Source organism: Photorhabdus aegyptia, from assembly GCF_000612035.1.
Taxonomy (GTDB): Bacteria; Pseudomonadota; Gammaproteobacteria; order Enterobacterales; family Enterobacteriaceae; genus Photorhabdus; species Photorhabdus akhurstii.
On the sequence record NZ_JFGV01000034.1, the window covers coordinates 1 to 25731 of the forward strand.

General features: G+C 44.1%; 28 protein-coding genes. 4 read left to right on the top strand and 24 right to left on the bottom strand.

Annotation, left to right across the window (positions count from 1 at the left end; translation table 11 throughout):
• Window positions 1-527 precede the first annotated feature (527 nt).
• From dtpB to BA1DRAFT_RS11915, 24 genes are all read right to left on the bottom strand, one after another.
• Window positions 528-1988, bottom strand: coding sequence for a dipeptide/tripeptide permease DtpB (gene dtpB, locus BA1DRAFT_RS11800; protein ID WP_036779274.1), 1461 nt, complete (start codon window positions 1986-1988; stop codon window positions 528-530).
• Window positions 1989-2311: 323 nt separating this feature from the next.
• Window positions 2312-2830 (bottom strand): 4-hydroxyphenylacetate 3-monooxygenase, reductase component, encoded by a 519-nt coding sequence (hpaC, locus tag BA1DRAFT_RS11805; RefSeq protein WP_036779276.1) that lies wholly within the window; start codon window positions 2828-2830, stop codon window positions 2312-2314.
• 19 nt (window positions 2831-2849) lie between these two features.
• A complete protein-coding gene (hpaB, locus tag BA1DRAFT_RS11810; RefSeq protein WP_036779279.1) occupies window positions 2850-4412 on the bottom strand; it encodes a 4-hydroxyphenylacetate 3-monooxygenase, oxygenase component in 1563 nt (520 codons plus the stop codon).
• Between the two features lie 360 nt (window positions 4413-4772).
• Window positions 4773-5333: a hypothetical protein gene (locus BA1DRAFT_RS11815; protein ID WP_160170005.1), complete on the bottom strand. Its 561-nt coding sequence runs from the start codon at window positions 5331-5333 to the stop codon at window positions 4773-4775.
• Window positions 5308-5697 carry a hypothetical protein gene (locus BA1DRAFT_RS11820; protein ID WP_036779283.1) on the bottom strand — a complete coding sequence of 130 codons (390 nt, stop codon included), beginning with the start codon at window positions 5695-5697 and terminating at the stop codon, window positions 5308-5310. Before BA1DRAFT_RS11820 ends, BA1DRAFT_RS11815 begins: the two co-directional genes overlap by 26 nt.
• A gap of 267 nt (window positions 5698-5964) precedes the next feature.
• Window positions 5965-6711, bottom strand: a complete 747-nt coding sequence (locus BA1DRAFT_RS11825; RefSeq protein WP_036779285.1) for an SDR family oxidoreductase — start codon at window positions 6709-6711, stop codon at window positions 5965-5967.
• A gap of 361 nt (window positions 6712-7072) precedes the next feature.
• Entirely contained in the window at window positions 7073-7387 is a 315-nt protein-coding gene (locus tag BA1DRAFT_RS11830; protein ID WP_036779287.1) for a hypothetical protein, read from the bottom strand.
• Window positions 7388-7432: 45 nt separating this feature from the next.
• On the bottom strand, window positions 7433-7741 hold the full coding sequence (locus BA1DRAFT_RS11835; protein ID WP_036779289.1) for a contact-dependent growth inhibition system immunity protein: 309 nt from the start codon (window positions 7739-7741) through the stop codon (window positions 7433-7435).
• A 44-nt stretch (window positions 7742-7785) separates the two neighbouring features.
• A complete protein-coding gene (locus BA1DRAFT_RS11840) occupies window positions 7786-8091 on the bottom strand; it encodes a contact-dependent growth inhibition system immunity protein (protein WP_036779290.1) in 306 nt (101 codons plus the stop codon).
• An 83-nt stretch (window positions 8092-8174) separates the two neighbouring features.
• Window positions 8175-8495: a contact-dependent growth inhibition system immunity protein gene (locus BA1DRAFT_RS11845; RefSeq protein WP_036779291.1), complete on the bottom strand. Its 321-nt coding sequence runs from the start codon at window positions 8493-8495 to the stop codon at window positions 8175-8177.
• A 4-nt stretch (window positions 8496-8499) separates the two neighbouring features.
• The gene (locus BA1DRAFT_RS11850; protein WP_051560759.1) at window positions 8500-9357 is read right to left on the bottom strand and encodes an RNase A-like domain-containing protein; all 858 of its coding nucleotides are present in this window, start codon (window positions 9355-9357) and stop codon (window positions 8500-8502) included.
• A 2-nt stretch (window positions 9358-9359) separates the two neighbouring features.
• On the bottom strand, window positions 9360-9839 hold the full coding sequence (locus BA1DRAFT_RS11855) for an Hcp family type VI secretion system effector (protein WP_036779293.1): 480 nt from the start codon (window positions 9837-9839) through the stop codon (window positions 9360-9362).
• 264 nt (window positions 9840-10103) lie between these two features.
• Window positions 10104-10415 (bottom strand): YjeO family protein, encoded by a 312-nt coding sequence (locus tag BA1DRAFT_RS11860; protein ID WP_036779295.1) that lies wholly within the window; start codon window positions 10413-10415, stop codon window positions 10104-10106.
• Between the two features lie 313 nt (window positions 10416-10728).
• The gene (gene hpaA, locus BA1DRAFT_RS11865; protein ID WP_036779296.1) at window positions 10729-11619 is read right to left on the bottom strand and encodes a 4-hydroxyphenylacetate catabolism regulatory protein HpaA; all 891 of its coding nucleotides are present in this window, start codon (window positions 11617-11619) and stop codon (window positions 10729-10731) included.
• Between the two features lie 24 nt (window positions 11620-11643).
• A complete protein-coding gene (gene hpaX, locus BA1DRAFT_RS11870; RefSeq protein WP_036779298.1) occupies window positions 11644-13020 on the bottom strand; it encodes a 4-hydroxyphenylacetate permease in 1377 nt (458 codons plus the stop codon).
• A gap of 98 nt (window positions 13021-13118) precedes the next feature.
• Window positions 13119-13925 (bottom strand): 4-hydroxy-2-oxoheptanedioate aldolase, encoded by an 807-nt coding sequence (gene hpaI / locus BA1DRAFT_RS11875; protein ID WP_036779300.1) that lies wholly within the window; start codon window positions 13923-13925, stop codon window positions 13119-13121.
• An 11-nt stretch (window positions 13926-13936) separates the two neighbouring features.
• The gene (hpaH, locus tag BA1DRAFT_RS11880; protein ID WP_036779302.1) at window positions 13937-14740 is read right to left on the bottom strand and encodes a 2-oxo-hept-4-ene-1,7-dioate hydratase; all 804 of its coding nucleotides are present in this window, start codon (window positions 14738-14740) and stop codon (window positions 13937-13939) included.
• Window positions 14741-14744: 4 nt separating this feature from the next.
• Window positions 14745-16217 (bottom strand): NAD-dependent succinate-semialdehyde dehydrogenase, encoded by a 1473-nt coding sequence (locus tag BA1DRAFT_RS11885; protein ID WP_036779304.1) that lies wholly within the window; start codon window positions 16215-16217, stop codon window positions 14745-14747.
• The gene (locus tag BA1DRAFT_RS11890; protein ID WP_082303676.1) at window positions 16207-17436 is read right to left on the bottom strand and encodes a Bcr/CflA family multidrug efflux MFS transporter; all 1230 of its coding nucleotides are present in this window, start codon (window positions 17434-17436) and stop codon (window positions 16207-16209) included. The genes BA1DRAFT_RS11885 and BA1DRAFT_RS11890 overlap by 11 nt, the downstream gene beginning before the upstream one ends.
• Before the next feature lie 2 nt (window positions 17437-17438).
• Window positions 17439-17825: a 5-carboxymethyl-2-hydroxymuconate Delta-isomerase gene (locus BA1DRAFT_RS11895; RefSeq protein ID WP_036779306.1), complete on the bottom strand. Its 387-nt coding sequence runs from the start codon at window positions 17823-17825 to the stop codon at window positions 17439-17441.
• A 3-nt stretch (window positions 17826-17828) separates the two neighbouring features.
• The gene (hpaD, locus tag BA1DRAFT_RS11900) at window positions 17829-18716 is read right to left on the bottom strand and encodes a 3,4-dihydroxyphenylacetate 2,3-dioxygenase (protein WP_036779308.1); all 888 of its coding nucleotides are present in this window, start codon (window positions 18714-18716) and stop codon (window positions 17829-17831) included.
• A gap of 64 nt (window positions 18717-18780) precedes the next feature.
• Window positions 18781-20247, bottom strand: a complete 1467-nt coding sequence (gene hpaE, locus BA1DRAFT_RS11905; protein WP_036779311.1) for a 5-carboxymethyl-2-hydroxymuconate semialdehyde dehydrogenase — start codon at window positions 20245-20247, stop codon at window positions 18781-18783.
• A complete protein-coding gene (locus BA1DRAFT_RS11910) occupies window positions 20247-21008 on the bottom strand; it encodes a fumarylacetoacetate hydrolase family protein (RefSeq protein ID WP_036779313.1) in 762 nt (253 codons plus the stop codon). The genes hpaE and BA1DRAFT_RS11910 overlap by 1 nt, the downstream gene beginning before the upstream one ends.
• Window positions 21005-21637 carry a fumarylacetoacetate hydrolase family protein gene (locus BA1DRAFT_RS11915; RefSeq protein WP_036779315.1) on the bottom strand — a complete coding sequence of 211 codons (633 nt, stop codon included), beginning with the start codon at window positions 21635-21637 and terminating at the stop codon, window positions 21005-21007. Before BA1DRAFT_RS11915 ends, BA1DRAFT_RS11910 begins: the two co-directional genes overlap by 4 nt.
• A 375-nt stretch (window positions 21638-22012) precedes the next feature.
• Here BA1DRAFT_RS11915 and hpaR point away from each other — a divergent pair, with 375 nt between their 5' ends.
• The 4 genes from hpaR to BA1DRAFT_RS11935 all read left to right on the top strand — a co-directional run bounded on the left by hpaR (window position 22013) and on the right by BA1DRAFT_RS11935 (window position 25660).
• Window positions 22013-22459: a homoprotocatechuate degradation operon regulator HpaR gene (hpaR, locus tag BA1DRAFT_RS11920; protein WP_036779317.1), complete on the top strand. Its 447-nt coding sequence runs from the start codon at window positions 22013-22015 to the stop codon at window positions 22457-22459.
• A gap of 1189 nt (window positions 22460-23648) precedes the next feature.
• Window positions 23649-24263, top strand: coding sequence for a fimbrial protein (locus BA1DRAFT_RS11925; protein ID WP_036779320.1), 615 nt, complete (start codon window positions 23649-23651; stop codon window positions 24261-24263).
• 102 nt (window positions 24264-24365) lie between these two features.
• Window positions 24366-25085: a fimbrial biogenesis chaperone gene (locus BA1DRAFT_RS11930; protein ID WP_051560760.1), complete on the top strand. Its 720-nt coding sequence runs from the start codon at window positions 24366-24368 to the stop codon at window positions 25083-25085.
• Window positions 25085-25660, top strand: a complete 576-nt coding sequence (locus tag BA1DRAFT_RS11935) for a fimbrial protein (protein ID WP_036779323.1) — start codon at window positions 25085-25087, stop codon at window positions 25658-25660. Before BA1DRAFT_RS11930 ends, BA1DRAFT_RS11935 begins: the two co-directional genes overlap by 1 nt.
• Window positions 25661-25731: the final 71 nt, after the last annotated feature.

Here is a 25731-nt window from a genome sequence, read left to right on the forward strand (position 1 = left end):
GATTGATGTGACAGCCGGGCACATCTTGCCGCTGTTGGATATTGCCATACTTATTTCTCCGTAAATTCCATATTTTTCATACCTAACTTACGTCTGCTTATTTTGCGATCAAACATTAATGTAAATTTATATTTTGAACTAATGGATATCAAGGTTAATAATTTAACTAAGTGTAAATTTCTGTTTAAAATTGTTAATGAGTGTAAGTTTTATAAATATTTAATTAACGTGACGATGTAATTTATTTATTTCAGTGAGTTTTACTTAGGGAGATGGTTGTTTAATTTTAATGAAGTTATGGCGTCACAATAGCCAGATGTTGGAAGCTGAAATTGATATTTAACAAATGCTTTGAATGCTAATAACATTTGTCAGTGCAGGAAACTACAGTGAAAGCGATTAGCGACGGCCAATTGGGGCCATAGAAAGCCCCCACTATCACTGGTGATTGAGTGGTGGGAGCAGGTCACACGAGCGGTATTTCCTCCTTTGGCGAGGTTTTTTTATTTTAGATCAAATCATATTTTTTATTTTTCCTTCATCATACGGTTCAGCAATGGCACGGTGACCGCCATAACGATAGCGACAATAAAGGTAGCAATACCAATTTTGCTGAATACGCTGGTATAGAGTGGTAATGTTTGCAATGGGTCCGTAATACCTTTCGGTGCGGCGGTAAGGGCTGCGACATAGCCGCCGAGTAAGGAGGAAGTTGCTTGAGTTAAATACCACATCCCCAGAATAAACCCCATTAGGTACTGAGGAACGAGAGCCGCAATCATTGCCAGACCCAACGCACTGATCATCAATTCACCGACGCCTTGGAACAGATAAACCAAAACAATAAACCAAGCGGAAGTTAAACCTTGTTCATCAGCAAACCACAAACCGGCAGCGGCGGCGGTCAGGAAACCTAAAGAGCATAGGAACATACCCACCGCAAACTTAGCTGGCATTGTCAGGTCCTTACCTTTAGCGCCCCAATGAGTGTATAGCGCGGCGAGTATTGGGCTGGCGACAACGATCCAGAATGGGTTAAGGGCCTGAAAACTGACCGGATTGATATTAAAACCAAGCAACTGATGGTGAACGTTGTGGATGGCGAAGAAGTTGAGAGAAGTTGGCATCTGAGCATATAGGATGAAGAACACAATAGCTTGAAGCATCAAAATGAAAGCAACAAACATTTTGTTACGGCTAACTTTATCCTGTTTGAGTGCTTCCCGGAAAAAGATAAACACTACGATGACAGATAGGGTAATCAGCATAATATTGGCTATTTTCACGTTGTGCATCAGCCATGCACAGACGTAAACCATCACAACACTTCCTGCCACGACCAGAAATAGGTTTGTGTAGTTGATTCGTTGATGGTCGGGTTCGGAACCAATATTACGCACGGTATTGCGACAGAAAATATAGACCAACAACGCGATAATCAGACCAATACCACAGATATTGTAGGTAACGGCATAACTAAATTTTTCCGCAATAACGGGAGCGAGAGCGAGTGAGAACAGCGAGCCGAGGTTGATTGACATGTAAAATAGCGTAAAAGCCCCGTCCAGACGAGGATCTTTGGGGGGATAGCATTTAGACAACAGGCTGGCCGGATTGGCTTTGAACAAGCCGTTACCAACGGCGATCGTTCCCAATGCGTAGAAAATTAAATTAGGGTGCAGGATAGAAAGGCCAGTCATAAAGTAGCCAATTGCCAGCACAATGGCACCCAACACAATGGTTCGTTTAGTTCCCAGTAAGTGGTCACCTACATAGCCGCCAATAGAGATCAAACCAAAAACCAGCGCGGCAAATGCACCGAAGGTAATAAACGCTTGTTCCTGGGAAAATCCCAATTTTTGTACAAAATAGACAGTGAGAACCCCTTGTACGCCGTAGTAGCCGAATCGTTCCCAAAGCTCGACGAAGAAAATCATAAAGAACGGCTTGGGTTGTTGTAATAAACCGATGGATACGGGTTTATTCATAGTTAATTGCCTCTGATTGGTTGAAATACACTCGGTAAATGTACAGTGACGTTCAGTGACATGATTTGTCGCTAAAGTGGTTTTCTTATGTACTTTATTCAAGTGGTCGGAGGACAGTAGATTATTATATGGTTAAAATATGTTCCCGGTGGCCGATCACACTAACATAAAGATATTTATATTGAATTTAATAGTATATTCATCAAGTGAATGCTAAAAATGATCAGGAAAAGAGCTGAATAGAGGCATTGACAAAGGAATGCTATTCAGGCCGTTCAGGGCCTGAATAGTGGAAGAACAATGACTGCCAGGAGGAGAGACAGTTAAACTGCGGCAGCTTCAATTTCCAACATAACTGGACGGAAATTACGCTTGAAATAGATGAGGCCGTGGCCTTGTTCGCTTACCGTGATATGTCTAATCTGAACCAGATACACGTTATGCGTCCCCACTTCTTGAACCTGTTCAATTTCACCTTCAAGACTCGCGAGGGTGCCGGTTAACACTGGTTGACCTAATACCCCTTTTTGCCAGATATTCCAGCGAAAACGCTCTTCCATGCTGACTCCGGTCATACCGGCAAAGTGGCGTGCCATCAATTCTTGTTCGTGGTTTAAAATATTTACACACAGGCGGCCATTTTCCTGAAAAACGGTATTCATAGCACTGTTTCGGTTAATGCATACCATCAGCGTGGGTGGCGTATCGGTGATCGAGCATACCGCTGTGGCAGTGATACCACAGCATCCCGCGCGGCCATCGGTGGTGACGATATTCACCGCTGCTGACAGACTCGCCATCGCATCCCTGAAACGCAGGCGATGTTCATTTTCTACAGACATATTGGCCTCCTGCTACCGATTATTTCAGCAGCTTATCTAACTGGTTGATATCGCTATTATTGTATAAGTGTGGTCTACGCCAACCATGCTGATCATAATCAGCAAGGCAACGATCAACCATATCCATCATTTTTTTCATATTGCCGGAGCCATGAGCATGGCGCAGACATTGCATCCGAATTTCATCCTGACTACCGGCATAGTTGATTTCGTACAACTCGTGACGGCCGCCAAATTCACTGCCAATGGCGTCCCACATCAGTTTTAAAATCTTGATACGTTCAACGTGATCGATACCGTTGGAACCCCGAACATACCGGGCCAGATATTTATCAATTTCAGGGTTGTTCATATCACGTACACTAGATGGTAGATAAATTAGGCCACTGGTGACGTTACTTTCAATAATATTCTTAATCTTAGTGTAGGCCATTGGCGCCATAACGCGATAAGTTTGTATTGCCTGAGTATCCGGCATATAAGCGCCGCCTTTCCACGGTTTGGCTTCTGCCCACATCGCGTCGCTCAGTGACCAAAACAGGTTACGCCATGCAACCACTTCGCCTAGGTTAGCTTGAACTCCCCGGAATTCGATCACGCCGGTACATTCCAGGCTCCTCTGTAGCAGGGCAGTAATAAAATCCAGCTTCACCGCCAGCCGTATACAAGCCTGTAATGGGAACAGGCTGGTGAAACCCGCTTGAATCGCCCAGTTGCGTGCGCGGTCAAAATCACGGTAAATCAGGACATTTTCCCAAGGGATAAATACCTTATCCATCACCAGAATTGCATCGTTTTCATCAAAACGGCTGGATAAAGGATAATCGAATGGGGAACCTGTTGCTCCTGCTACCAATTCATAGGAACCGCGGGAGATCAGTTTCACGCCTTCCGCATCCATTGGCGCGACAAACATCAGGGCGAAATCAGGGTTATCCCCCATGACTTGTGCGGAGCCAAAACCGATAAAGTTATAGTGGGTCAGGGCTGAGTTAGTTGCTACCACTTTTGCGCCGCTGACGATGATACCGGCATCAGTCTCTTTTTCTAGCTTAATATAGACATCACGTGTCTCATCAGCGGGTTTATGACGATCGATTGGTGGATTAACAATAGCATGGTTAAAGTAAACGCCTGTTTCCTGAATACGTTTGTACCAGGTACGGGCATTATCAGCGAATTGACCATAATATTCAGGAAATGCGCCGAGCACGTTACCGAAGGCCGCTTTATAGTCAGGTGAGCGACCCATCCAGCCATAGGTTTGGCGTGACCATTCCGCTATAGCATCACGTTGTTGGCGCAGATCGTCCGCACTGGTAGCAAAGCGGAAGAATTTGTGGGTGTACCCGCCATTGCCGGTATCGGTATTCCAGCACAGGACATCATGAGTTTCCGGGGCGTGCAGGGCATCGTACAACTGACCGATTGAAGCAGCAGAATTACGGAATGCGGGATGTGTGGTGACATCTTTTACGCGTTCGCCATAAATATAAATTTCGCGGCCATCTTGAAGGCTTTTCAGGTACTCTTCACCGGTGAAAGGACGTTTTTTGTCGGCGCGAAAATCTTCTGGTTTCATGTCTACCTCGCAGTCGTCATAAAAGGCGCCGATCTTGATATAATATAATCAATATTGGCACGGAAATGTTAATTTAATGTTTGTTTTGTGTTTCTTAATTGAAGCTTTAGAACGGCGTTTCTTGAATAGATTTTTGGAAGGTTCGCTGGTACTTTTCGTTGGAAAGAACGATTTGTTATTTAAAGTGTGATCCAAGCGAGATTTTGGTGATTGTTATTTCAAGACCTATTTTTTGCTGGTTGGGTTAATCAGATTCGTGGTGATTTTATTATTGAGTTTGGTGACCGTTTATACGGTCACCTTTAGTGGGATAATAGTTATATGAGCTTATGTACCGGAGCCTTGATCAAGGTACAGAGATTAATGTGTACGCAATTTTTTATTTCTGGATGATGAAGGGGCCTCTTCCGTGTTTGCACGCTTTACCGGCTGACGTCTTTTAGCTGTAACTAATCCGATGCTATATTCATTTTCTCCATAACGTCCCTCGTCGCCAATTTCACCTCGAAATTTACTTACATTCCTGAGAAACATTGCTGCTACCGTTTTTGTGCTTTGTAAATGAGCTCCTTCCTCTCTTTCAGGTTCAGATAGATCTGTAAGAATTGAAGCGGCTACTTTTTTATCCTTACCATATACAACAGCTATTGCGGCACCAAAATGAAAAGGATACGCGCTTCCTTTGCTTGTTACTTTCTCAGCTATCATTAACCCTTGTTTTAAATCTGGCAGGTCTGTGTTATCCGTGGATTTTTTTAATGGTAGAACGTCTTCTTTTAAATCTACATCTGATGCATTTTCAATGGATTTATTTCCGAATTTTACGGCCATTGTTACTCCTAGATCTGCTCCACCTGCCGCTTCTTGGGAGTAAGGAAATGGTTTAGTTTCATGTTTATTGTATAAAAGTGTTAGCTTCATATTGTCGGGTCTGAATGGCGCCGGTTGCGGTTACAATCAATACTTGACGGCCTTCAATATCATTGAGGGCAACAGTATGGCCGGCATCGGCACTTTCTGTTCGCAAAGTATCGCCGGTGAGACTGTATTGCCAAATGAAGTTAGGGTTTATCGAGCTATTGGCCTGTTTGGCGTCATACAGGCGTGGATCAATGCTTTGGCTCAAGTGCCCTCGGACATCATATTGATGGCGGGTAATACGAGTATCCGTATCGCCTCCTGCGACAGAGCGGTGAAAGTCGATGTTACGAATAGTCAGGCCACGGTTATCGTAGACATTAACTGTGGGCGTATGTTGATAAAGTTTTGGATCAATGTTTTTCATGATTTACTTCTTGGTTGTATTAAGGATTTTGGTCGTTACAGTTTGGCCTGCGTTCAACCGAATGGACGCTTGGACATATTCTTTATCCAGAAAATAGCGATGAATCCTGTTATCAATATGCCAGACCATACTAATTAATAGTACATCCTGAGTATTGATCTAGTAGTAATTGAAAATATGGGGCATCTTTTATTTTCTGGTTTCTTTTTCATGTATCCAAATATCGGTTATTGGTAAATTCAGCTCAATATATACTTGTTTTAAATGTTATTTCCCTCCGGCCAGATCAATAAAATTTCCGGTTACATATGAAGCTTCATCTGACAGCAACCAGGCGATAGCCTGTGCAACTTCTTTCGGTTGTCCGCCGCGTTTCATTGGTAAGGAATTCTTCACCCGATCAACTCGATTTGGCTCGCCGCCATCGCTATGCATATTGGTATAAATGAATCCAGGACGAACGGCATTGACCCGAATTCCCTGATCTGCCACTTCCAGAGACAGACCAATAGTCAAAGTATCGATTGCTCCTTTTGATGCGGCATAATCTATATATTCGTGCGGTGCTCCCAGTCGAGATGCTGCTGATGAAACATTGACGATTGATCCACCGTGACCTCCATGTCGGAAAGACATTCTTTTAACCGCTTCCCGTGCACAAAGAAAACTGCCGATGACATTGGTGGCAAAAATATCATGCAAGCGATGAGCGGTTAATTGTTCAATCGATGTTTGTGGTTTTAATATCCCGGCGTTATTTACCAAACCGGTGATGCATCCGAGTTCGGCATCGGTTCTCTGGAAGAGTTCTACAACTTGTTTTTCATCAGCGACATCGACCTGAATGGCGATAGCTTTACCGCCGATATTATGGATGGTTTCTATAATTTCCTGAGCTTGATCTTGATTGGTGTGGTAGCCAATGCAAATGTGATGCCCTTTCTCTGCCAAATAAAAAGCCGTTGCGCGACCAATGCCGCGTGATCCGCCCGTAATTAATGTAATTTTTTGCATAATATTCTCATTTAAAGTTTTATATTAAGAAATTAAATATCAAATGAACCAGTATTAGTAAAGAAAAACTGAATGAAAAGCAAATTTTTTCATATTTTATGGGAATGTTTATAATGTTTTTGTTGTTATTTTTATAATTTTTTCTAGTTAAAGGTGAAATAATCTAAGTATTATGTTATGGATATTATATAAATATCTTTAATGACATGTATATCTTTGTTTTTATTGACGATAAAATGAATTTGTTTGTAATTAATGTTTTTAAGGTTTGGTTAATAAATTACGCCTTTGAAGTATAATATATAATTAATCACCTTCAAAAGCGTTTTTTATTTGAATATCTTATGGGTTCAAGGTTGATTTATTTATCCTTTTCATGGTGTTTATTTATATAACTTTGCATTATTTTAGATGACTCATTCAGATGTTCTAATACGGCGGAAATAGTGTCCCATAACTGTGGATTAGCTGCGCCATAATGATGAGTTCTAAAACATCCTTTTATATTGCTAGCACCAAGGATAAGATTATTAATATTTTTTAATAATATTAGTGGTGCAATATTAAGGTAATTTCCTTGCAGCTCATTGAATATTCTTTGAAATGATTCATAATCATTCTTCTCAACAGCATTTTTCATCTTATCTATGTACAGCCATTTTTCTCTCATGTCCATTATATTTAACCTCTTTATTTACTGTCACATTAAAAATTACTATGATTAGTCATCTTTATCCAAATATTCTTGTGCTAATTTGGATACATGATTTAGAAAATCTAACGCCGTGGTGTCCCATAATTCAGGAACAAATTCATCGTAATTCAAGCTCTGAAAGTCTTTTTCTACGTCATCAGAATTACGAATGAAATTATTAATCTCTCTTATTAAACTTATTATAGTTATTGGGTGTTGACAGTTTAGATAATCAGTTACTATTTCATCTATTGTTTCACCAAATAACAGATAATCTTGATGAAAATAAGTCAGTATTAAATCATCGATATATTTTCTTTCTATTTCTTTTTCCATTGAATTAAACCTCTTTGTTTGTTTTTTATTTAAGAATACTTTAACTATTCATCTTGTTTAGTATGTTCGTTTAAAAAATCCTGTGCTTTTTTTGATACATATTTTAGGAATTCAAATGCTGTGGTTTCCCATAATTTAGGGCAAAAGCTAGAACTATAATAGAGAGTTTGAAAGTCTTTCTCTATATTTTCTGAATTATGGATAAGAGACTCTATTTCCTCTATTAGCTCTTTCTTCATTGCTTCATTCGTGGTATCAAGATAGTCATTTATAACGTCATCAAGCTCAGGACCAGATATTATGTCATAGTCTTGATTGAAATAAGCAAACATTAAGCGATTTAGTTCCATCTTCTTCTCCATAAATTTTAATTAAATTTTTGGCATGCTGTTAGTATATAGTATTGTTTACCGTTAAATTCATAATGTCTTAATTACTCATCTTTTTCAGTATGCTCGTTTAAAAAATTTTGTGCCTTTTTTGATACATGCTCTAAAAATTCAAGTGCTGTCATATTCCATACTTCTGGGAGAACGTCAACATCATGATAATGATAATCAAATGTGTTCTCTACATCTTCAGAAGAGTTAATAAGATCGTTGATTTCTTCTATTAAACCTTTTCTCATTCCCTGAGATGCATCATTAAGAAAATCATTGATAACATCATCAAGCTCGGGACCTGATATTATATCGAAGTCCTGATTAAAGTAAGCATGCATTAAAATGTCTAAAAATGGATATTGTCCGGTCATTAAATTAGCCCTTTGGAAATGCTGTTAATATATAAAATGGTTTACCATTGTATTCGGAATACCTTAAAACAACCTTGACTTTATATAATTTTTCCACATATTTCGATCCTCTGGCAACCCCAAAACCAATAGAAGTACTTGAAACATATTCAATAGGTGCAGATACTGTTGGAAGAGCATGTTTAGCCCAATTTTCTAGATGTATTCTATTTGCTTTTAGAGCTTCTGAAATCACTTGCTCCGCCACATCTTGATTGTAAAAAGTACTTGCTCTAGATATGGTTGATAGCCTCGCCCTCAATTCCTGCTCCGATAGCCCAACATGTTTAAGCAAAGTATGCCCACCCGGTTTTAACCCTGTAGGCGATTCATGTTCAATTAACTTAATCCTGCCTACCCGTACAGAAGCAACTCTAACAGCGCCTGCTATTGAAGCAAATGACAATGGTACAGCAATATCGACAGTAAGCCCTATTTCAGAAGCGGTGTAATCATCAGCCCCAAATTCTTTTGCTAAATTTACCGCCTCGCGATAAGTTTCCGTCATGGTTTCCCTGCCGGTAATTATTTGACTGGCAGAAGCATTCATTACGTCAAGACTGTGCGCGCCGATAATAACGCAGGCAGTTTTGGTTAGGGTTGAAGGATCGGGCGCCAGACAAAGAGCGCCAGCGCCAATCAGTTCAACGACTCCTGCCGCTAAACCCGCTCCACCTAATATTCTGTTACTCCAAGTCTCTTCCTCGGTAATGGTATTATCCGACAGGACCGCCGCAAGTTGCACAGGTGATAAAACAATTCGTAATCCATTCTCAGATTCTGAATCAACGGGAGTATCAGTTAAATAAGCGGCATTATTCATCGTCAATAAATCCTGTCATCCCAGAAGCTATAAGAACCGGTTGAACAAGCAAGGTTGTTCCACGTGATATCTTTGTAAGTAAAACAGATGATTTCCTGTGGTACGCTGGCATTACTGTCTCTGGAATGCGGATAATTGCTTTTTATGCTGGATATCAAGGCGTGGCCTAGCCTGATGGAATAGTTTTTTTCTAATCCTCCGGTGAGTGATGTGCGATAATTCTCAAATAAACATTCCAGCTCTTCATTGTCATCGAAGCTTCGCGCCAGTAAAGGCGAAGATTTATCGATGGGTTTTACTACCATAACCGGATGATGGGATACGTGTTGTTCCCTCGTCATTAAATGTTGAAGCGAGTAAATAAAAATCTCATTCTCATGGCCGTGCTGGTAATTATTTCCTATGGAGTTTAAGGAGCCGCAGCCAGCGGAGATCAGTCCCTGTTTTTTGCCTTTCAATGTTAAATAAATGATATTTGCCATACTGATTGATCCTCTAATGTACTTTTTTTATCCTGCGGTAGGGTGTGGGCAAAAAGCAATCAAAAATTTATAAATTTAAGATAATTTACATTTGTAAGAGGAATAAACATAAAAACCGGAATACTTATAAATATGTCATAAAAGTATTTAAGAGAGAGATTAAAAATCTGGGCTATCCAGATGGCGTGTTTGTGACAATTGAATAGCGTGAGTTGACATTCAGGTAGCTACTCAGCAGCCGCTACCTGAATATCTGAGATTATTCTAAGTACATACTATTAATCTGATGAAAAAACGCCATATCCAGTATCCTAGCAAGGCGAATGTAATGATATTAAGAGAGAGTGATTTGAATCTTTTTTTTACAGTTGCATAAATTAAGGGGGATAGAATCAGTAGACATGTTGGAGCAAATACATCACGACTATCATCTATCAGCTCTCTGTAAACAGTACAGAGATTATCTATATCCTGACCACCGATATAATGCTCTTCTTCTAAATATGACATCATATATATAAATAATGCACAAAAGATAGCATAAGTGATATTTAAAACTATGGCTGATTTGCTCATTCTCGAATTCTCATGATTATATGAAGTCTATGACATCAAAAGGTGGGAATCCGAATTCGCCTGTCATATAGTAAGGATTTTGCATATGTTGTGTTTCCTTTTCTTAAATTAATTTATTTATACCGGCACTCCGGTTGCCATCATTTATCCTTCAAAAAGCTCCAGTGGGTTACAGAGTCTCAGTATATTCAGAATTTTAATTCTTGGAAGAGATTTTGTAATAAAAATGAGTAAGTTTATCACGAATTAATAGAGCGATGTTTGCGGAACAAGCAGAATAAAATGCCGGGCTTGGTATAATTAGCATGGATATTTATTTTTCGTGAATATTTCTTTCTCGCCAATGACTAGGCGAGCAGCCAACTAATCGATTAAAGAAGCGGGCAAAATAGGCTGGATCTTTAAATCCGAGCTGGTAAGCAACTTCAAATACTGGGCAATCACTGAATAATAATAGCCGTTTGGCTTCACGCAATTGACGGTCAAAGATGAGCCGTTTCGGTGGACGGTTGGTAAACCGACGGCACATATCTTTTAATCTCGATTCTGTAATATCTAACTTATGGGCATATTCCGGCACGGAAAGATGATGATGATAATAATTATCTATTAATTGGTTAAAGCGCTGAAATAATTTAATTTCTCCTCGCACGCCATTAATCGGGTGATCATCAAGAGGAATATTGCGTAATAACAGTGTAAATATAGCTTGTGCTAAGAATGTCAGCGATTGCTCTCGACCGATAAAGTTATTAGATGATTCGCGGGCGATTAACGCCCAATAGTGATTAAAAGCAGCCAGCTCTTCCGGTTTATCGGCGACAGATAAGCAAATAGCCGGAATATCAAGAATATCTTTATTAGCCGGATAGAGTGATTCCAATAACGGTAATATCAGATCTTGCCGTACGGTAAGAACATATCCATCACTGTCGTCTTGAGTGAAAAAAGCGTGGGGAACGGAGGGCGGAGTCAGGATAAACAGCGGTGCTTGTACAGAATAGTGTTGAGCATCCAACTGTAATTCAATATGGCCGGTGATCAAAAAATGAAGTTGGAAAAAACCATCGTGACGATGAGCTTGCATATTACGACCAAAAAATGCCGCCATCCGGCCAAAGGTCTGATAATGCACATCATCAGTGCCTTGAGTTTCATCATAATCCTTGCTGATATCAATGTTGGCAATGATAGGTTCAGCCATGATGGTTTTTCCTTTTTATTGAAATTACTGCGTTGTTCTCTGTCTGGCGTGTTTCATTGGGATCAGCCAGATAATCGCTGTGCCAATGATCAATAACCCGGCAACGAAATAGAGGCCGGTATTAAAACTTCCGGTCTGATCTTTCAGCCAGCCGATTAATAACGGACTGAGTGCTGAACCTATGTTGCCTGTAGCGCTAATAACCGCAATGCCGATCGCTCTTGCGCGTAAGCTGATAGCTTGATCCGGCGTGGTCCAGAAGACCGCCATCGCGGTAAATGAACCGGTTGAAGCCATAATAATCCCGATGAGCTGAATGACGCTGTGGTTGGTCAATGAGGTCAGTATCCAGCCCGCGGCGGCGAACAAATAGGGTAGCGCTGTATGCATTTTGCGTTCTTGTAGTCGGTCTGAACGGCGACTCCAGTAAACCATCCCGATGATGGTACAAAACTGAGGAATGGCGGTCAGAATGCCGATCATGATGTTACTGCTGTCCTGATTGAAGCTTTGCACAATCTGTGGCGTCCAGATATTAATCGCACTCAAGGTATTGGTAAGGCAGAAGTAGGCCAGGGTATACATCAGCATGATCGGCGCGAAAATTTCACGCCATATGCTGGGTTTTTGCATGGCCTGGTGAGTTGATGAGCTTGCCGGTTGAACCTGAGCGGGCTGGTCGTTATCCATCATCTCTTGTAAGCATTTTTTGTCTTCATCTGTCAGCCAGTTAGCGCGTTTTGGCGAATCATCAAGATAGAACCAAACGACAATTCCCAGTAGCACCGAAGGAAAACCTTCCAGTAGGAATAACCATTGCCAGCCGTGAAGGTTCAGCAGGCCATCCATTTCCAGAATATAACCGGAAGCCAGAGAACCAAATGCCATCGTCACCGGCATTGCCACCATAAACAGCGCATTGGCGCGGGCGCGATAGTAAGCTGGGAACCAGTAAGTCAGATATAGCAGGATACCCGGCACGAAACCTGCCTCGGCGATACCGACCAGCATACGCAAGATATACAAGCTGGTTGGTCCGGTGGCGAACATGGTGGCAGTGGAGGAGATCCCCCAAAGCACCATGATAGTCGCTATCCAGCGTCGCGCCCCGACGATGCTGAGCATGATATTGCTAGGAATACCGAAAATGACATAAGTGGCATAGAACAGCGTTGCCGCCAGACCGAACATGGTTGCGTTCAGTCCAAGATCTTTACCCATTGTCAGGCCGGCAAACCCGATATTGATTCGATCCAGAAACGAGAATACAAATAAGACGAATAGGAAAATAATCAGGCGACGGAATAGTTTGTTAATGACGGATTGCTGTTGTGCCGTGAGTTGCTTATGTTGAGCAGCGGGATTGCCCGGCTGTTGCGCAGCGGTTGATGAATCGCTCATTGTCATTTTCCTTAATTGCTTTTTTATTTGTATTACATGGTCATGGCAAATCAAAAGGTTATCGGGTAAATCGGTTGTTAATGTTGTACTGGTTGAGATTAATAAACATCAGATAAAGGCGCTGCCGGAGAGTCTTTATTCGCATTAAATCTTGCAGCTAGCGCTTCCGCTGTCCGAGCCAATAAAGTGGTGTCGATACCAACAGCAACAAATAGTGCGCCGAGTTTCAGGTAATGCTCGGCAACATTGGGAGCCGACATCAGAATGCCCGGCGCTTTACCCGCCGCTTTGATTTGAGCGATTGCCTGTTCAATTGCAGCTTTCACTTCAGGATGTTGCGGATTATTGGCAAAGCCCATATCGGAACTCAGATCCGCCGGACCGATAAAGACGCCATCCACCCCTTCTACTTTGAGGATCTCCGGCAGGTTACGGAGTGCTTCACGGGTTTCTACCTGAACCAGAACGCAAATTTCATCGTTGGCGCGATGGAGATAATCAGGAATTCTGTTCCAGTGAGAAGCTCTTGCCAGAGCGCTACCCACGCCACGGATACCCTCTGGTGGATAACGGGTTGCGCGAACCGCTTCATATGCCTGCTCAGCGTTTTGTATCATGGGGATTAATAAAGTTTGGGCGCCGATATCCAGCAGTTGTTTAATGATAACCAGATCATTCCAGGGCGGGCGCACAATGGGATGACTTGGATAAGGGGCGATGGCTTGCAATTGGCTTAAAATCGTCTGAACATCGTTCGGTGCATGTTCGCCATCGATAAGTAGCCAGTCGAAACCGGCTCCGGCCACTAATTCAGCGCTATAGGGGCTACAAAGCCCCAACCATAAACCGATTTGCGGCTGGCCTGCTTTTAATGCCTGTTTAAATTTATTGGTTAACCGATCCATATTTTTCCTCCTTAAACAAAACGGCAACTGATAGCGCCGAGGGGGCCGTAATCCACATGGAAGGTATCCCCTTTATTGGCTGGAACCGGGCGGGTAAAAGAGCCGCTGAGGATAATTTGCCCTGCTTCAAGTTGAACGCCATGTGGGGCCAGTTTGTTTGCCAGCCATGCGACACCGTTAGCTGGATGATTAAGCACCGCAGCCGCGACGCCCGATTCTTCAATCACGCCATTGCGATAGAGCAAGGCGCTGATCCAACGCAGATCAAACTGATCGGGTTTAATCGGACGGCCGCCCATAATGACGCCACCGTTGGCGGCATTGTCAGAAATCGTATCGAACACTTTGCGTGGACGCTTGGTTTCCGGATCGATGTTATGGCAACGGGCATCGATCAATTCCAACGCAGGAATGATGTAATCGGTTGCATTGTAAACATCAAACAGGGTGCAGTTCGGGCCACGCAAAGGTTTTGCCAGGATAAATGCCAGTTCGACCTCAATACGGGGCACAATAAAGCGATCGCATGGAATATCACTACCATCAGGAAAAAACATATCGTCCAGCAGAGCGCCATAGTCCGGCTCGCTGATTTGTGAACTGGCTTGCATCGCTTTTGAGGTCAGGCCAATTTTATGGCCTTTGAGTACGCGGCCTTCGGCAATTTTCAATTCCACCCAGTGACGCTGAATAGCATAAGCATCATCGATGGTGATTTCAGGGTAATCCAATGAGATCTGGCGTATTTGTTCACGGCTTTTTTCTGCCTGATGCAGACGATGTGCAACCTGTGATACGACTTCTTTCTGTAACATGCGGTTAAACTCCTGTGTCCTCGATGCCGCCAAAGCAGAGGTATTTCACTTCCAGATAATCTTCGATGCCGTAACGTGAACCTTCACGTCCCAAACCCGATTGTTTAATGCCGCCAAATGGGGCGACTTCATTAGAGATCAAACCTTCATTGATCCCGACCATGCCGCTCTCCAACGCTTCTGCTAAACGGTAGATCCGGCCGATATCGCGGGAATAAAAATAAGCTGCTAAACCAAATTCAGTATCATTTGCCAGATGGATGGCTTCTGCTTCATCACGGAATTTGAACAGTGGCGCGATAGGTCCGAATGTTTCTTCTTGAGAGATAAGCATGGATTCATTGACATCAGCCAATACGGTAGGTTCAAAGAACAGACCGCCCAGAGCGTGGGGTTTACCCCCGGCCAATATGCGTGCGCCGCGGGAAATGGCGTCACTGATGTGTTCTTCTACTTTATCGACAGCGGCTTGATTGATCAGTGGGCCTTGTTGTGATTTGGCATCGCTGGCCGGGCCAACCTGCAACTTGTTGACTGCTTGTGCCAGACGTTCGGCGAAAGCGTCATAAATGGTTTCCTGAACTAAAATTCGGTTAGCGCAAACACAGGTTTGACCGCTATTGCGGAATTTTGCTATCAGCGCCCCCTGTACAGCGGCATCAATATCGGCATCGTCAAAAACGATAAATGGCGCATTGCCGCCCAATTCCAGCGATAGCTTTTTCACGGTATCGGCACTTTGTGCCATCAATAGCTTGCCGATGCGGGTTGAGCCAGTAAAAGAGAGTTTGCGAACAATCGGGCTTTGGGTCAAAACACCACCGATGGTTTTTGCATCGACGCCAGTCACCACGTTGAATACCCCCGCAGGAATGCCGGCTTGTTCCGCTAGCGCAGCCAGAGCCAGAGCTGAAAGCGGGGTTTCTGAGGCGGGTTTTAGGATCACTGTGCAGCCCGCAGCCAGCGCAGGGCCAACCTTGCGAGTGATCATCGCATTGGGGAAGTTCCACGGAGTGATCGCCGCCACAACGCCGATAGGTTGTTTGATCGTGACGATCCGTCGGCCTGGCATCGGGCTTGGGATAGTTTCACCGTAGGTGCGTTTACCTTCTTCCGCAAACCATTCGATGAAATTGGCGCCATAAGCGATCTCGCCCATAGCTTCTGCCTGTGACTTCCCTTGCTCCCGGCTCAACAGTTCAGCCAGTGCTTGTTGATTTGCCATTATTAACTGAAACCAGCGTTGCAGAATCTGGCTGCGTTGTTTGGCTGTCATTGCTCGCCAGGCAGGCAGGGCTTGTTGAGCGGCTTCAATTGCGCATTCTGTTTCAGCCGCCCCCATATTACTGACATGGGCGATAACTTCACCATTTGCCGGGTTAGTCACCTTAAACGTTGCTTGGTTGTCGGCATCAACCCATTGCCCGTTGATATAAGCTTGTTGACGCAGTAATTCTGTATTTACATTATTTGTCATGATTTTTTTCTCCTAAAGACACTTGTGTGAGAGGTTTTCGCTGGTAGAAAGTTACTAGCTGCTGGCATAACCAACACAATCCAGCGCAAACTGCCATCACAAAGGCCATAGCAAAAGGGGTTTCATCTTGTAGTAAAGAGACGGCAACACTGGCGAACGCTGCCATACCGAATTGTGCGGAAATAGCGAGCGCACTGGCGCTACCGGCAAGTTGACCGCGATGTTGAAGTAATAAAGAGAGGCTGTTAGTACCAATGGCATTAACCAGCGAGATAAACAGTACGACCAAAATGACGACTACAGTCAGACTTTGCTGATAAAAGATAACCAGCAAGATGCCGAACAGTAATTGAGCACTGGTTTGGATAAATAACAGGCGAGAAACATCGTAGACTTTTAGTAAACGGACATTAAGCAGCACTATTGCCATCATGCCTAATGCGTTACAGGCGAACAGTAATCCGTAGTAATTCGCCGGAACCTGAAAGTAATTGATATAGACGAAAGGGGAGCCGCTGATAAATGCGAACATAGCGGCACAAGTAAATGCCAATGTGCCGATAGTCGCCATCGCTTCACCGTCAGTCAGTAACTTGCCGTAATTTTTAAACGCGGTGATAAGTTTTCCATTGTTACTCTGAACGGGCAGCGTTTCTGGCAAGAAAAATAGTAATAATATTCCACTGATACAGCCGAACAGGCCCAATAGCGTAAATATGGCCTGCCAATTGAAATAGGTTAACAATAAGCCACCGAGTAATGGGGCGATAAGCGGCGCTATCATGGTCACTAAAGTCATGAGTGATAGCACGCGCGGTAATTCCTGTGGGCCATAGATATCACGGGCGATAGCTCTGCCCATGACCACCGCGGAGCCGCTGCCGAATGCCTGTAATGCGCGCAGTAAAATCAGCTGTTCAACTTGTGTCACTAAGGTACACAACGCACTGGCGACGACGAATAATGCGATACCACTGAGCAGTAGTTTTCTGCGCCCTAAATGGTCGCTCAGTGGGCCGTATAACAGCATGCCAATACAGAAACCGGCGAAAAATACGCCTAAGGTATGCTGCATTTGCCCTTGTGTCGCCTGTAATTGCCTTGCCATTTCCGGCAAGGCTGGCAGGTACATATCAATCGACAGAGGCCCGAAGGCCACCAGCGCGCCTAATAAAGGGATTAACCAACGAGGAGGATGCTGATGAAAAGATTTCGGCATCACTACTCCTTACGAAACAAGGCATGGACGTTGTTTTGTTTGTAGTTCAATACCGGATCTAATTCTTCCATCGTAAAAGAGAGGGCAAGGTAACGTTGCGCCATCAGCGAGGCAAAATGTTGTTTGATCAGAGGAAACAGTATCTCACCAACCTGTTGACGGCTTTCAAGGCTGCGTCCTGCGCCGATTTTTAGTGTCATATGGACGAATGCGTAATCGTGTTTACCATCAGCCATTTGCCAGGTATCTAGCCAGATGGCGCGGCTGCGTATTCCTCCTAATGGGAAAATGCCGGTATCCGCCAGCGCCTGATTCACTTTGGCAAACAACTCCGGCAAATTGGCTTGTTCGCGGATGTTTTCTGTACATTCAGCATAAAAATGTGGCATAGGTTACTCCAAATCAGGGGATAGACTGTTATTGGCGATGTAATCAGGTAGCGGGAATACGGCGTTGACTTGTCCGGTGCCGGAACTGGCAAACAGTTCGGTCAAAAATTCCACTTTACCGTCATATTTATCCCAACCGAGTAGACCTAATAGCATCACTGTGTCGTGCATATTGCCTTCGCCATAACAATAATCTGCATATTCCGGCAACATCTTGCAGAACTCTTTGAATTTGCCCTCTTTCCAGAGCTGAACCACCCGATGATCCATCTGTTCGTCGAATTCTCGGGTGTAGCTGTTCATGCCTTCTTCAGCACGCTGATCATCAATAAAACGGTGAGAAAGGGAACCGCTGGCGAGTACAGCAACGGTGCCGTCATATTTTTCAATCGCTTTCAGAATCGCTTCCCCAAGACGACGACTGTCTTCAAAAGCATGGACAGTACAGAATGCGGAGATTGAGACCACTTTAAAATGCCGGTCACTATTCATGTAACGCATTGGTACCAGCGTGCCATACTCCAGTTTCAGGCTTGGGATTTCATGCGCCTGAGCGCGTACGCCGACACTGCGCGCCTCTTCTGCGATCATTTGCCCCAATTCAGGATTGCCGTCATATTCATAACTCATATCCCGGATGAAGTGGGGTAATTCATTACTGGTGTAAATGCCGGAGAAATGGTCGGCGCAATTGATGTGATAGGCACTATTCACCAGCCAATGCGTATCAAACACAATAATGGTATCGACCCCCATTTCGCGACAACGGCGGCTAATCTCTTTGTGACCATCAATGGCCCCCTGACGGCAACCGTGATGCTTTCCCGGTAATTCAGACAGATACATGGATGGCACATGTGTAATTTTGGCTGCTAACGCTAACTTACCCATAAAATCCTCATTTGATATCAGGACGGCGAACCGGAATTCGCAGTGGTTAACGCTGATGAAACGGTTAGACTCCCCAACGCGGGATGTGATGATCCCCCATAGAGATACAGACGTTTTTCATCTCAGCAAACACTTCAAAGCTGTATTCACCGCCTTCACGGCCGGTGCCGGAGGCTTTCACGCCGCCGAATGGTTGACGCAGGTCACGGACGTTCTGGGTGTTGACGAATACCATGCCGGCTTCAATATTACGGGCCAGACGCAATACCTTGCTGACATCTTGCGTCCAGATATAAGAAGCCAGACCGTACTCCACGTCATTTGCCAGGCGCAGACCTTCTGCTTCATCTTTGAATGGCAGCAGGCAGGCGACAGGGCCGAAGATCTCCTCCTGAGCAACTCGCATACGGTTATCAACATCCGCCAGAACCGTTGGGCGTAGGAAATTGCCCTCTTTTAGGTGCGCCGGTAAATCAATCGGTTTATCTGGGCCGCCAGCCAGCAACGTGGCGCCTTCTTCTACTCCCAGACGGATATAGCCGGAGACTTTTTCCCAATGCGGTTTGCTAATAAGTGCGCCGATCTGAGTGTTTGGATCTTGTGGATCACCCACCCGTAAACGATTAGCGCGTTCAGCAAAACGCTTAATAAACTCAGGGTAGATACTTTGCTGAATAAAAATACGTGAACCTGCGGTACAGCGTTCACCGTTGATAGAGAAAATGGTGAACAGGGCGGCATCCAGTGCTCGCTCAATATCTGCATCTTCGAAAATCAGAACTGGGGATTTTCCTCCTAGCTCCATTGAATATTTTTTCAGGCCGGCGTTTTTCATAATCTGACGGCCGGTTACGGTACCGCCGGTAAACGAAACCGCGCGTACATCGTGATGTTTCACCAGCGCGTCACCGGCGGTAGCGCCATATCCCTGAACCACATTCAGCACACCGGCAGGGATACCGGCTTCTAGTGCCAATTCGCCTAAACGGTTTGCGGTTAATGGGGAGAGTTCTGACATTTTCAGTACTGCGGTGTTACCTAGTGCTAAACAGGGAGCTACTTTCCAGGTGGCGGTCATAAATGGCACGTTCCACGGAGAAATCAGCGCACAAACGCCAACGGGTTGCACCAGTGTGTAGTTGAGCATCTTGTCATCGACGGGATAGGTATGACCGTTCATTTGCTGACAAATTTCAGCAAAGAAGTTGAAGTTGTGAGAAGCGCGTGGGATCAGGACATTTTGTGTTTGATGAATGGGCAGACCGGTATCTTTGGTTTCCATTGCGGCGATTTCAGGCACATTTTCATCGATCAACTCACCCAAACGGCGCATCAGGCGTGCACGCTCTTTCATCGGCAGATCTGCCCATTTGGGGAATGCTTCCTTGGCGGCGACGACGGCTTGATCAATCTCCTCTTGACCACCGGCAGCGACTTCTGCCAGCACTTCGCCGGTAGCAGGATTTGTGGTTTCAAAATAGGTTTTACTGCTGACGTTTTTGCCGTTGATCCAATGGTTAATTATGGTCATTACAGGCTCTCCTCATACTCTTGCTGGCTGACAATACGGTTGACCAGACGTCCAACACCTTCAACTTCAACAATAACTTCATCTCCCGGCGCCACATCGGATAATCCTTTTGGCGTCCCGGTGGCGATCATGTCTCCCGGTTGCAACGTCATAAAGTCGCTTAGATAAGCGATCAAGAATGGAATATTGAAGATCAGATCAGCGGTTGTACCGCGTTGACGTAATTCACCATTAACCCAAGTGCTTAGTGTCAGATTATGTGGATCGGGTACATCTTCTTTATCGACGAACCACGGACCGATGGGAGTCAATGTATCGCGGCTTTTTACCCGGAGATTAGGGCGATAATAATTTTCCAGATAGTCACGGATTGCGTAATCGTTACAGACGGTGTACCCGGCAACGTAATCCATCGCCTGTTCTTTGGTGACTTTGTGGGCGGCTTTGCCGATGACAACAACCAGTTCGGCTTCATAATGCATGTATTCCACATTATCAGGGCGAACGGAAACCTGACGATGACCGGTCAGGGTATTGGCGGCCTTGATAAAAACCAGCGGTTCTTTGGGGGGCTTAAATTCCAGCTCGGTGGCGTGATCAGCATAATTCAAACCGAGGGCGAACAGGGTGCCGTTTGCGGGGGGCAACCATTGGACGGATTCGCCGCTGATTTTGCTGCCATCTGTCAGACAGACATTTTCCTGTTCATCGACAGTAACAATCAAATCGCAACCTTGATAGTGAACTCTTGCGTGTTTCATGCTTTTTCTCCCGCTTGCACAACCTGATTTTCCAGTGATGGGAAACCTGCTGCCCGAATAACAACTTTATCGCCCGGCTTGATAGCGACACGTTGGTGTGGCGTCCCAAGCAGGATGACATCTCCCTCTTTGAGAGTTGCGAAATCACTTAATGCTGCGACTAATTCCGCGGCTGAACGCACCAGATCGGCGGTTGACCAGCGATTGACTTCCTGACCATTGATTTCGGTAATGATATCTAACGCATCAATTGATTCAGGATGAGCCATTTGGCCTATGGGGCAAAAGCCATCACGACACTTAGCTTTAATTGCCGGACGATAAAAAGCGGTTTCAGGCAGGCTGACTTCATTAGCTAATGCATAACCTGCGATATATTCGGCTGCGTTTTCGATAGCAACTTTGCGGGCGGTTTTACCTATTATTAATGCCAGCGTCGCGCCGCTTTGAACCTCTTCACCTACAGGATGGGGAATCGCTTCACCGGAGGTGATAACGGTATTCCGTGGTTTAATAAACCACACAGGTGTCTTAGGTAAAGTGCTATACGGTGCTTGCTGAAATGAGTCACGCCAGAAATCTACCTGGCTCTGATGGTTGAGGGCTACGGCGAAGACAGTGCCTTTCATTAACGATTCCTCATGAACTTAAACTGGTGGTTTTAAGATGCATTTATTAATATATTAATAAACTACAAGGCGCACTGTTGCAATATGTTAATGTGTTTGTTAATTTTAATTGTGATCTCAGTAACAATATCTCTACTAAATTTATTTTTTATCGTTATTAATCAGTGTATTAATCTTTTTGTGGATAAAGTGATTGCTCCTGTATTAACCTTTTATTAACCTGATTTTCAGAGTTTATTTTTGTTTACTTATTAATATTTTTATGATTTTTTCTTTGTGGTTGACTGAGGGACGTGCTAGTCTTTTTTATTGTGGTTATAGAGTGAGATAGCACTCGTAAATCAGTAATTAACTAAATAAGAGCCTTCATTACCCATGCATGAATCTCTGACAATTGCATTACTTCAAGCGCGAGAAACCGCGATGGGTTTTTTTCGCCCAATCCTTAAGAGTCATAATTTGACTGAACAGCAGTGGCGTATTATCCGCGTACTGTCTGATAATCGGTCGATTGATTTTTATGATTTATCTTGCCAGACCTGTATTCTTCGCCCAAGTTTGACCGGGATATTGACTCGCATGGAGCGTGATGGCTTGATCTTTCGTCTTAAACCGATGAATGACCAACGCAAACTTTATGTTTCTTTAACCCCGGATGGTCAGAAACTTTATGAAAAGGCGAAAGAGCAGGTGGAACAGGGATATCAGGCTATTGAAAAAGCCTTTTCGCCGGAAAAACTGGTTCAGCTTTCAGCTTTGTTGGAAGAATTAATTGCTGTGGGCAATAACTCACAGATAAATACGGAAAAGGATATTAAGTAAATAGAATTTTTATTGAAAATGATAGATGAGAGTTTCCCTCAATCGTAATGTGATTTCATTATTCTTGAGGGATAAGGCAATAATTTCCGCTGGTTAAAACCCAAAGAGTGGTTTTATTTATTGATAGAGAACTGTTGTTTCCTTTCTAAATTAAACTCTAAATGGCGTAATAAGATAAAATTATGCATTTTGTTTTAGTTCAATGCCGAATAAGGAGATATCCTCCGCAATACAGTCGGATATACCGCTGTATCAAGAGTTGGATAGCAATATGTTGTTACATTCTTTTTTCCTGAGTTTTTCGGCATTTCCTAGATTATCGGAATTCTTTAAATCTATAGGCTATATAATTATTTGATTTTTTTAAATTTAATGAAGTAATAAAGGATGACTTGAAGCACTATTTGGCGGATTAATTTGGATTTTTTAAGGAAATTAATTCTATTTTAGATGAATTCGAGGCTTAAATTATATAGGTATCTAGATACGATTTACGCAGGACACCTCTTCAACACTCAATATATTCAATGCAGAACGGTTTTAATACCGCGTAGATTGAACATGATGGTTCAAAACGAACTTGATATCGGAGCTTAACCAATCCCCTCAACACTGGAAATCAATAAGAATAATTAATGCAATGCTTTTTGCAATTCTGGAAACCCTTGTTTCTGCGCAAGGGTAAGAAAGCGTAAGAGCGAGGAAAAGCCTTACTCAAAGTAGTGGTGTGGCTTTCAATGACATCAGGTTTTGACATGGGACAAAAAACCGAACATTTAGAGTTATTTTGTTCGGTTATCTTCAACCGCCGGGGCAGTATACGGAAAATTTCATCACTTAAAAGAGATTTTTTGTATTTTTTTGTAAAAAATTACTTAATTTTTTGATTTCAAAAAGAAATTATTTCTTTCATTACGTATATTATGGCCCGCAAAAAGCTCGTTTTTTGAGCAATTTAATATTCATTTTCTTATGCAAAAGGCTGAAATCCTGAAACCAAATGGTATAAGTCACAAATGATTTCATAAGGTGAATATTTATATTCATATATTTCATCAAGTTAATAACCGAACAAAATAACTCTAAATGACCAGTAAACGCACCGCCTTGGCGGCCTGACTGTTTAATCTGTCGTGATGTTGTTTTAGGCAAAATGTATGTAAATAGATGTAGATAAGGAATAGATGAAATGAAAAAGCAAATGATGAAAACCAGCGTATTAGCCGCAGTGCTCCTGAGCATGGGGATGGGTATGGCACATGCTTCAGGTGGTGCTACGGTAAACGTGCTGGCTACCATAGGTGCCTCAACCTGTGATCTCAATGTCACAGGTACGGACATTGCTGGTAATAACGGCTCCTACACTTTAGATATGGGAACAGTTACCCAGTCAAACATTGGTACTGACATCGCTACTGCTCATTCTTTAGGAAAAGACTTAGAGGTTAAATTAGCTAACTGTAGTAACAAAATGGGAAATGTCACAAACAGTACTAAATTCACTCCTTCACAAGATATTCAAGTACAGGTTTTGGGACAGACTCTTACTGGTAACGACAAGATCTTCAACGCCAATGCTAAGGCTGACGTAGGGGTGGCTGTGTATGACACGACGAATAACGCCATGACTAAAGCAACTCCTATTATTATCGCCGCTGATGCCAAAGAATTCGATCCAGCCAGTCCAACAGATGGGGAGGGCATGAAAAAATTCAAAGTGGCACTGGTTTCCAAGTCCAAAACCACCGTACCAGCAGCCCAAGAAGTAATAGCACCAGTAACATTCCAAGTGGTTTATAAATAATCATACGCCATCAAGTGCTAAGGGCATCATAGCAGCGGAATTGGACAGGGAAGTCCAATTCTTGCCGATGCAACACCAAACCAGACACATTCAGGTGATTCAGTGAAAAGATTGATGACAACGATGATGGTGGCCGGTCTGTTAGGCTGCCCGATCGCTTCCGCACAGGCGGAGGGGGTGGGGATCAATGCCACCCGCATTATCTACCGGGCGGATAGCCACGCTGCAACCGCTTCGCTACGCAACAGCAGTCAAGAGGCCGTCTATCTGATGCAAATGACGGTCAGCACTGCTCCACAGGGGGGCAAAACCGCGCCGTTTGTAGTAACTCCGCCCCTGTTTCGTATGGAGCCCGGCAGCCAGAATCAAGTACGTATCATCAAAACCGGACAGGCACTGCCCGTCGACCGGGAATCCCTGTTCTGGTTTACTGCACAAGCCATCCCATTAAGCTCCGAATCCGCTAATCCCTCTGGTAAGCAGATCACCGGGGGAGTACAGGTTGCTCTGGCTAACACAATTAAATTGATGTATCGCCCGTCAGGGCTGCCGGTTTCTTCGGAGCAAGGGTTTGGTTCACTGCGCTTCAAACCAACAGCCGAGGGGATAACGGTCACGAATCCGTCCCCCTATTACATCACCTTCGCCTCCCTGAAAGTGGGCGGACAGGAGCTGATGACGAAGCAACAGAAAGAGAACATGCTCTCACCGTTTTCGGCTCTGTTTTTACCCCTCAAAGGGGCACATTACCCGGCCAAAGTGAGCTGGAGGGTAATTAATGACCTCGGCGGAGAATCCACCTATCAAGGGGAGATACCGTAATGTGCAAACCGTGGACTCTTATCAGACGGACAACACTGGCCGGTTTGCTCTGTACCGCCTCCCTACCTGGGGGAGCCAGTTCAAACACGGCAGAACTGACGCTGGCTCTGACGCTGGAACAGCCAACCTGCGAACTCAACGTACAGACATCCCGTGTCGAGTTCTCATCCATCCCGCTTAACGAAGTGCAGCGCAGCAGCACGGAACATATCGCAGCGGCGGACAACAAGCCTGTTACGCTGGCATTGTCAGGCTGCGCGGGATCAGCCAGAGCGGGCCGTACTCCGGCGATTAAAATAGCCGGCCCCACACCGGAAAACCACCCGACGTTATTTCGGGATAAATCTTCCTCTGTGGCGGAAAACGTGGGTTTTGGCCTGCGCTATCAATCACCGGGAGGCGGGCTGGGAAGCTACCTGAAAAATGGCGATTATGTGGATTTAGCGTCACCGGGTAGCGCCGCTAAAGACGGTCAAATCACCTTCCAGATGGATATGCGGCATGAATCCGGCACGGCTGTCCCCACCCCCGGTGAACTGACCGCGCACATTCAATTTCAATTTGACTACCACTGAGTGTCGCTCAGGTATCAGGAGGCGTTGTGGAAACAGGTCGGGTACGCACAACGCGGTACAGGCTGGCGCCA